The following is a 6,836-nucleotide window of genomic DNA, read 5'->3' as shown; positions in this document are numbered from 1 at the left end:
AGCACGCTGATCATCATGAGGTCGCCCGCGGTGAACCGGTCTTCCAGCCATTCCTGGCCGTCCAGGCGCTTGGCCAGCGACGCCAGCTTCATGCGCGTGAACGCGTCCTGACTGGGACGCCGCAGCTTGGCCCACTCTTGGTCGGCGTGGAAAACGTCGATGTTCCCCAGGTTGCTGACGTGCGGCTCGACCGAGTTCAGCGCCGCGAACATCCACTGGATCGCCCGCGCGCGGCCCGCCGGATCCCGCGGCAGCAGCACGTCCGAACCGGATTTGTCGGCGATGTACTGGAGGATGGCCCCGGTCTCGAACAGCACGAAGCCCTCGTCCTCCATCACCGGCACCTGGCCCCACGGCTGGAGCTTCCGATACTCCGCCGCGTCCTGATCGCCGCTGGCGATCAGCTTCGTACCGTAGGGCATGCCGACTTCCTCCAGAGCCCAGCGGACCCGCAGGTCCCGCACCAGGCCCTGGGCGAAGGGCGGCACCCACTTGAAGGCGGTGATCGTGATCATGATGGTTCTCCTTCGGCTTTGGCCTCGACGTAGGCCTGTTGACGGTCGAGCAGCCCGCTCCAGCCGGTGATGTGGCTGTCGCGGCGTTCCACGTTCTCGAACGGGGTCTGGTGGAAGGTCTGGATGGTCTTCCCATGGGCTTCGGCGAAGGTGATGGTCACCAGCGTCTCCACGCCGCCCGCCGGACCGCTGTCCCAGATGAAGGAAAAGACGATCCGCTTGTCGCGCTCGATCTGCTGATAGACGCCGCCCTGCCAGTTCTCGCCGTAGTCGTCCGAGAGGAAGCAGGCGCGCCAGGCGCCGCCCTCGCGGAACTCGTGGCTGAAGTGCGTGCAGCGGCAGCCCTTCGGCGCCCACCAGTTGGCCCGATGGACTGCGTCCTCCCACAGCCGGAAGACCAGCGGGAGCGGGGCGTCGAACGTGCGGACGATCAGCAGTTCGTCGTCACGCAGCGGCATGCCCGGATCGGCCACGGCGGGCCGGGCATCAGTTCTTGCGTCCATTCGGTTTTCCCTTCGTGAGCTGCGCCAGGTAGGCGTCCATCTTGTCGAAGCTGCCTTCCCAGAAGCGCCGATACTGGGCGAGCCAGCCGTCCAGGTCTTTCAGCGGCGCAGCCTCGAGCCGGGCCGGTCGCCACTGGGCCTCGCGGCCGCGCGAGATCAGTCCGGCGTTCTCCAGCACCTTCAGGTGCCGCGACACCGCCGGCAGGCTGATGTCGAACGGCTCGGCCAGTTCGTTCACCGTCGCCTCGCCCTCGGCCAGCCTGGCCAGGATCGCCCGCCGCGTCGGGTCGGCCAGGGCCGAGAGCGTCGCGCTCAGAGTGTCCATCTCGGTCTGCATCAGCCTCCTCGCTCGCTGCCGGCGCGTCCGAACCGCCTCAGCCAGGGCGAGACGTGGAAGGCGCTCATCAGCAGGTACATCACCGTCATGCCGTCCAGGGGCCCGGCGGGCGCGGCCGAGCAGAGCATGTCCGGCGTCCCGCCCGCCACGGCGGTCATCAGCGCCATCCCGGCGAACGTCGGCGCCGCCGCCAGGCTCAGCCACTCGGCCGCCGAGGTCATGCCTTGGCCGCCGCCGCCCGGAACGCCGCCTCGCCGGCGTCCGACACCCGCACCCACTCCGGATCCGGCGCCGCCTGCGGCTCGTAGCTGTCGTTCCAGTTCCACCACTTGTAGGTCGGCGTCTGGGGATAGCCTTCGGGCGAATCCTCCCAGACCTCCTGCCGGCCCAGCGGCGCGACGTCGAGGTAACTCCAGGTCGTGCCCATGGCCTCGTCGCCGCGGTTGTTGATGAAGTAGGTGCGGAAGATCCGGTCGCCCTGCCGGATGAACACGTTGTGGCCGTGCCACTCGTCGACGCCGAAGTCGGCGTCGAAGCTGTCGGTGATCGTGTGCCAGGGGATCAGGCCCCAGCCCATCTTGGCCTTGATGCGCGCGAGGTCCGCCTGCGAGGCGCGCGAGACGAAGCACAGGGTCACGTCGCGGGCGTTCAGGTGCGCCGGGTGCGCCACCTGGTCGGCCACCATCGAGCAGCCGCGGCAGCCGTGCTCGGGCCAGCCGTGCACGCCGGGCTCGACGAAGGCGCGATAGACGATCAGCTGCCGCCGCCCCTCGAACAGGTCCAGCAGGCTGGCCGGGCCGCGCGCCGTCTCGAACCTGTAGTCCTTCTCGACCAGCATCCACGGCATCCGCCGCCGCTCGGCGGCCAGCGCATCGCGGGCGCGGGTGTGGGCCTTCTCCTTGACCAGCAGCTCCTGCCACGCGGCGGCCCAGGCCTCGGGCGATACGATCGGCGGCGTCCGCATGGGTCGGCTCCTCTTGATTTAACCATTCGCTTAATTAGCGTTCTCGTTAAATAGGAGCCGCGGGAGCCTAGTCAAGGACCGCTCGCGCGCCGCCGGTCTCGCTATCCGATTGGCTCGGCTGCGGGCTGAGGCGGCTTCGGCGGCTTGCCCGACAGCTTGTCGGCCAGCTTGAAGACAAAGGGATTGAGTACGATCGAGATCAGGGCGCCGGCCAGGATCAGGTCGTGCGTCCCGCGGCTCAGCACCTCCAGCTTCAGCCCAACGCCCGCCAGGATGAACGAGAACTCGCCGATCTGGGCCAGGCTGGCCGCGATCATCAGGGCCGGCGTCCGCTCCAGCCGGAAGACGCTGGTGATCGCCAGCGCCGCCAGCGCCTTGCCCAGCACGATGATGGCCACGACCGCCGCCACCGCCAGGGGCTGCTCCACCAGCACCCGGGGATCGAACAGCATGCCCACCGAGACGAAGAACAGCACCGCGAAGGCGTCCCTGAGCGGCAGCGCCCGCTCGGCGGCGTTGTGGCCCAGCGGCGTGCCGTTCAGCACCAGGCCCGCGATGAAGGCGCCCAGCGCGAACGAGGCCCCAAACACCGCATAGGCGACGTAGGCGATGCCCAGCGAGATCGCCAGCACGCCCAGGGTGAACAGCTCCCGCGAGCGGGTGTGGGCGATTCGCACCAGCACCCAGGGCAGCACCCGGCCGCCGACGACCAGCATGAAGGCCACGAAGACGGCGATCGACAGCAGCGTTCCGCCGATCTTCAGGCCGATCGCGCCCCAATCCGAAGCTGCGCCCGGGGCCGGGCTCGCCCCGGCTGTCGCCAGCAGCGGGATCAGCACCAGGGCCACGACCATCACCAAGTCCTCGACGATCAGCCAGCCCACCGCGATCCGGCCGGTCTCGGTCTTGACCTCCTTGCGCTCCTCCAGCGCCCGCAGCAGCACCACCGTCGAGGCGACCGACAGCGAGAAGCCCATCAGCGCGGCCTCGGCGTCGCCCAGGCCCATGAAGAAGCGGCCGACGCCCCAGCCCAGCGCCGTGGCCGCCAGGATCTGGAACACCGCGCCCGGCAAGGCGACCTTGCGGACCTGCAGAAGGTCCTTGGGCGAGAAGTGCAGGCCCACGCCGAACATCAGCAGGATGACGCCGATCTCGGCCAGCTGCATCGCTAGGCTCGAGTCCGCCACCCAACCGGGGGTGAACGGTCCCGCCACGATCCCGGCGACCAGGTATCCTACCAGGGGCGACAGCTTGAGCCGCAGGGCCAGCATGCCCAGGACGAAGGCCAGCACGAAGCCGCCCACCAGCATCAGGATCAGGCTGTCGTCGTGCGGCATCGGCTCTCCTTGCTGTGGGCAGGCTCCCGAACTGAGGGGCGGGGCCGGCGAGGTCAAGGCCGCAGGCGCCGCGGACGCCAAGTGTGAGGCCCCGGAGGTGGTCCGTACGCCCCGCGCCCGGCCTCTCCATGAGCATCGCAGGGTCGCCGCCGGACCCGCCTCACACCCTGACAGGGCGTCCCGCGAAGCCGGCCTCGCCGAACACCCTCCGGTAGCGCGCCACCTCGGCGGCCTCTCCCAGGGCCTTCTCGGGATTGTCCGACAGCTTCACCGCCGGGCCCGTTCGCCTCCGTGACCTTGATCACCAGGGATGCGGGCTTCAGGCCCGGCCGCTCCACCGGCGAACAGTCTTCGAAGTCGTTGGTCAGATGCGTGCCCCATCCGAACGACAAGCGCACCCGGCCCATGAAGTGGCGGTGAACCCGCTCGATGTCCTCGACCTCCATCGCGTCCGAGAACACCAGCAGCTTCTCGCGAGGGTCGCGCCCGTTCTCCTTCCACCAGGCGATCAGCGCCTCGCCGGCTTCGATCGGCGGCGCGGAGTCCGGCCGGAAGCCGGTCCAGTCGGCCACCCATCCCGGCGCGTCGCGCAGGAACGCCGCCGTCCCGAAGGCGTCGGGCAGCACGACCAGCAGGTTGCCGCCGTAGGTCTGTCGCCAGTCCTCCAGCACCTGGTAAGGGGCTTGCCGCAGCGCCTCGTCGTCCGGAGCGAGCGCCGCCAGCACCATCGGCAGTTCGTGGGCGTTCGTGCCCACCGCCTCCAGGTCGGTCTCCATCGCGATGAGGGTGTTGCTGGTGCCGATGAAAGCCGGGCCCAACCCTTCCCGCAGCGCCTCGACGCACCACCGCTGCCAGAGGAATCCGTGCCGCCGCCGCGTGCCGAAATCCGAAAGCGCCAGCTTGGGCAGTTTGCGGAGCCGCTCGATCTTGGCCCACAGCTTCGCCTTGGCGCGGGCGTACAGCACGTCCAGCTCGAACAGTCCGAGGCCTCGCATCGCGCGACGCGAGCGAAGTTCCGAGAGGATAGACAGAGCCGGTATTTCCCAGAGCGTCGTCTCGGCCCACGTGCCCGCGAACGACAGCTCGATCTGTCCATCGCGCGCCGAGAGCTCGTAGTCCGGCAGGCGCAGCCCTGCGAGCCAATCCAGGAAGTCGGGCGCGAAGATCTGGGGGTCGCCGTAGAAGCTGTTCCCCGCCAGCCAGAGCCGCTCCCGATGGCTCAGGCTCACTGTGCGCGGGTGGTCGAGTTGCTCGCGCAGCTCGCCCAGATCGAGCTCGTCCGCCAGCCGAACGTGGCGACTGCGGTTCGTCAGCCGGAACGTCACCGGCACGTCCCGGTAGCGCCGCCAGATCAGCTGCAGCATCAGCAGCTTGTAAAAGTCGGTGTCCAGTCTGCTGCGCACGATGGGATCGACGCGGAAGCTATGGCTGTAGACGCGGCGGGCGAGGTCCATGCGCGCTTCCTGTGGTCGGGGTGGGCTAGCGACGCTTCTTGATCACCGCTGTCACGACCGCGATGCGCTCGACGTCAGCGTAGGCGTCGGTCTCCAGCTCCTCGCCGAACACGTCGGGATCGATCTCGCGATAGTCCAGCGCGGCGCCGTGCGCCACGGCCGCCGCCCGCAGCGCCCGGCCCAACTCGTCGCGTCCGCCGTCCAGGATGGCGCTGCCGGTGTAGAGCAGCAGCCGTCCCCCCGGTTTCAGCTTGCCGAGCGCCGCCTCGGCCCAGTCCACCGACAGCCGTCCGCCGTGCAGGTCGCCCCCGTCGCGGTAGGCCTGGCGGGAATCCGCCATGTAGGGCGGGTTCGCCAGCACCACGTCGATGTCGCCCGCGACGCTATCCAGGCCGCTGGTCTGCAGGGTCGAGAGCGGCACGCCCGCGTGGGCGGCGTTCACCCGGGCGAACCGCAGCGCCGCCGGATTGATGTCCGTCACCGCGACCTCGGCGGCGGGCGCGACCGCGGCAGCGGCCAGGGCGCCGACCCCGGCGCCGCCGCCCACGTCCACGATCCGCCCGGCCGTGTCGGGCGCCAGCTCACGCGCAATGAAGTCGGCGAACCGGTAGCTGTCCGGCCCCAGGAAAACGGCGTCCTCCTGGTCCGTCGGGAACGCCGAATGCAGGAACAGCCGCCCCTGCAGCCGCGCGACCCGCACGGCGCTCTTGGCCGTCCCGTCCGGCAACCGCCTGAGGAGGCCGGCCGTCTCCAGCGCCTCGACCAGGAAGCCGGGCGCCTGGGCGGGATCGAACGGCAGGCTCCAGCCCAGGATGTCCCGCAGGTTCCCCGCGATCGCCCCGGCGCGGCGGGCGACCACCCGCCGATGGGTCGCCGGCGTCGGCGGCGTGAAGGCGTAGCCGCCGCGGTCCAGCCGGCTCAGCAGGTCCAGCAGCGGCAGGTCGGGTTCGAGAAGCTTCGCCGATCCATCCATTCCGAGCGTAAAGCCCGAGCGCCAGAGGAGTTTCGGCTGCCGGTTCCCACCGCGGCCGCGCGCGCCTAAACATCGCCTCCGAAACGAGGAGCCTCCCATGAGCCACGAAGACGAGCACGACGAGGACGGCGGCGGCTTCGACGTGGACGACTGGTCCAGGCTCGCGGCCTTCACCGGCGCCGTCGCCACGCTGGACGACGTGCAGGCGCGCCGAGCGGTCTTCGCCCTGGGCGACACGGAGGCGCCGCGGCCGCTCGACATGGAGCTGCCGCAGCCGGTGATCTGGTGGGATGACGCCGGCGAGCAGGCAGCCGTGGCGGTGCAGGCCGAGGTCCACACCGGGCCCGACGGCGAGGAGATGGAGGTGCTGGGCCTGATCCTGCCGGACGGCGACGCCGCGGTGGCCCTGCTGGACGACGTCGACCTCGTGGACGACACCGATCCAACCTGGCGCGACCTCGTGACCCGCGCCGTCGATGGCGCGGACGAGGCCTAGCTTCAGGCCTTAAGGCCTCAGCCGAACAGCGCGTCGCTTAGCCAGACGATGATCGGCGCGAGCAACGCCAGCAGCACGAACGGACACAGCACGACAGCGAGGTCCGACGACAGCGACGGCTTGGACGGTTCCCGCCCGAACGGCATATCGACCATTTTTCACTCCCTAGCGGAGCCTCTGATGGGCTCTCTGTCGGAGAGAATACGTCAGCGCGGCCGGCGTTGCAGCCCCCATTGTTACACCTCCGTGACGGTGCT

10 protein-coding genes are annotated in these 6,836 nt (G+C 69.8%); 1 reads left to right on the top strand and 9 read right to left on the bottom strand.

Annotation, left to right across the window (positions count from 1 at the left end; all coding sequences use genetic code 11):
- From RIF93_RS17360 to RIF93_RS17325, 8 genes are all read right to left on the bottom strand, one after another.
- The coding region (locus tag RIF93_RS17360) for a glutathione S-transferase family protein (protein ID WP_309092709.1) at positions 1–515 on the bottom strand (515 nt) is incomplete at its 3' end.
- Complete coding sequence (locus RIF93_RS17355) at positions 512–1,018, bottom strand: SRPBCC domain-containing protein (RefSeq protein ID WP_309092708.1); 507 nt, start codon at positions 1,016–1,018, stop codon at positions 512–514. The genes RIF93_RS17360 and RIF93_RS17355, both read right to left, overlap by 4 nt.
- Positions 1,002–1,355: a metalloregulator ArsR/SmtB family transcription factor gene (locus RIF93_RS17350; protein WP_309092707.1), complete on the bottom strand. Its 354-nt coding sequence runs from the start codon at positions 1,353–1,355 to the stop codon at positions 1,002–1,004. The genes RIF93_RS17355 and RIF93_RS17350 overlap by 17 nt, the downstream gene beginning before the upstream one ends.
- Positions 1,355–1,576 carry a hypothetical protein gene (locus tag RIF93_RS17345; protein WP_309092706.1) on the bottom strand — a complete coding sequence of 74 codons (222 nt, stop codon included), beginning with the start codon at positions 1,574–1,576 and terminating at the stop codon, positions 1,355–1,357. The genes RIF93_RS17350 and RIF93_RS17345 overlap by 1 nt, the downstream gene beginning before the upstream one ends.
- Positions 1,573–2,319: a DUF899 domain-containing protein gene (locus tag RIF93_RS17340; RefSeq protein WP_309092705.1), complete on the bottom strand. Its 747-nt coding sequence runs from the start codon at positions 2,317–2,319 to the stop codon at positions 1,573–1,575. The genes RIF93_RS17345 and RIF93_RS17340 overlap by 4 nt, the downstream gene beginning before the upstream one ends.
- 101 nt (positions 2,320–2,420) lie before the next feature.
- The gene (locus tag RIF93_RS17335) at positions 2,421–3,656 is read right to left on the bottom strand and encodes a cation:proton antiporter (RefSeq protein ID WP_309092704.1); all 1,236 of its coding nucleotides are present in this window, start codon (positions 3,654–3,656) and stop codon (positions 2,421–2,423) included.
- Positions 3,657–3,709: 53 nt separating this feature from the next.
- Positions 3,710–5,110 carry a nicotinate phosphoribosyltransferase gene (locus tag RIF93_RS17330; RefSeq protein WP_309092703.1) on the bottom strand — a complete coding sequence of 467 codons (1,401 nt, stop codon included), beginning with the start codon at positions 5,108–5,110 and terminating at the stop codon, positions 3,710–3,712.
- 25 nt (positions 5,111–5,135) lie between these two features.
- Positions 5,136–6,083, bottom strand: a complete 948-nt coding sequence (locus RIF93_RS17325) for a methyltransferase (RefSeq protein ID WP_309092702.1) — start codon at positions 6,081–6,083, stop codon at positions 5,136–5,138.
- A gap of 97 nt (positions 6,084–6,180) precedes the next feature.
- On the opposite strand from RIF93_RS17325, the gene RIF93_RS17320 reads away from it, so the two are divergent.
- Positions 6,181–6,579, top strand: a complete 399-nt coding sequence (locus RIF93_RS17320) for a hypothetical protein (RefSeq protein WP_309092701.1) — start codon at positions 6,181–6,183, stop codon at positions 6,577–6,579.
- A 17-nt stretch (positions 6,580–6,596) separates the two neighbouring features.
- Here RIF93_RS17320 and RIF93_RS17315 read toward each other — a convergent pair whose 3' ends face one another.
- Positions 6,597–6,734 carry a hypothetical protein gene (locus RIF93_RS17315; RefSeq protein ID WP_309092700.1) on the bottom strand — a complete coding sequence of 46 codons (138 nt, stop codon included), beginning with the start codon at positions 6,732–6,734 and terminating at the stop codon, positions 6,597–6,599.
- Positions 6,735–6,836: the final 102 nt, after the last annotated feature.

The sequence above is a fragment of the Phenylobacterium sp. genome (genome assembly GCF_031181185.1).
Lineage (GTDB): Bacteria > Pseudomonadota > Alphaproteobacteria > Caulobacterales > Caulobacteraceae > Phenylobacterium.
Note: the sequence above shows the minus strand (reverse complement) of the source record. Positions and strands in the feature narration are given on the sequence as shown.

Excerpts from the sequence above, each read along its gene's own strand:
- RIF93_RS17355 (WP_309092708.1), bottom strand. The coding sequence starts at position 1,018 with ATGGACGCAAGAACTGATGCCCGGCCCGCCGTGGCCGATCCGGGCATG.
- RIF93_RS17350 (WP_309092707.1), bottom strand. The coding sequence starts at position 1,355 with ATGCAGACCGAGATGGACACTCTGAGCGCGACGCTCTCGGCCCTGGCC.
- RIF93_RS17345 (WP_309092706.1), bottom strand. The coding sequence starts at position 1,576 with ATGACCTCGGCGGCCGAGTGGCTGAGCCTGGCGGCGGCGCCGACGTTC.
- RIF93_RS17340 (WP_309092705.1), bottom strand. The coding sequence starts at position 2,319 with ATGCGGACGCCGCCGATCGTATCGCCCGAGGCCTGGGCCGCCGCGTGG.
- RIF93_RS17335 (WP_309092704.1), bottom strand. The coding sequence starts at position 3,656 with ATGCCGCACGACGACAGCCTGATCCTGATGCTGGTGGGCGGCTTCGTG.
- RIF93_RS17330 (WP_309092703.1), bottom strand. The coding sequence starts at position 5,110 with ATGGACCTCGCCCGCCGCGTCTACAGCCATAGCTTCCGCGTCGATCCC.
- RIF93_RS17325 (WP_309092702.1), bottom strand. The coding sequence starts at position 6,083 with ATGGATGGATCGGCGAAGCTTCTCGAACCCGACCTGCCGCTGCTGGAC.
- RIF93_RS17320 (WP_309092701.1), top strand. The coding sequence starts at position 6,181 with ATGAGCCACGAAGACGAGCACGACGAGGACGGCGGCGGCTTCGACGTG.
- RIF93_RS17315 (WP_309092700.1), bottom strand. The coding sequence starts at position 6,734 with ATGGTCGATATGCCGTTCGGGCGGGAACCGTCCAAGCCGTCGCTGTCG.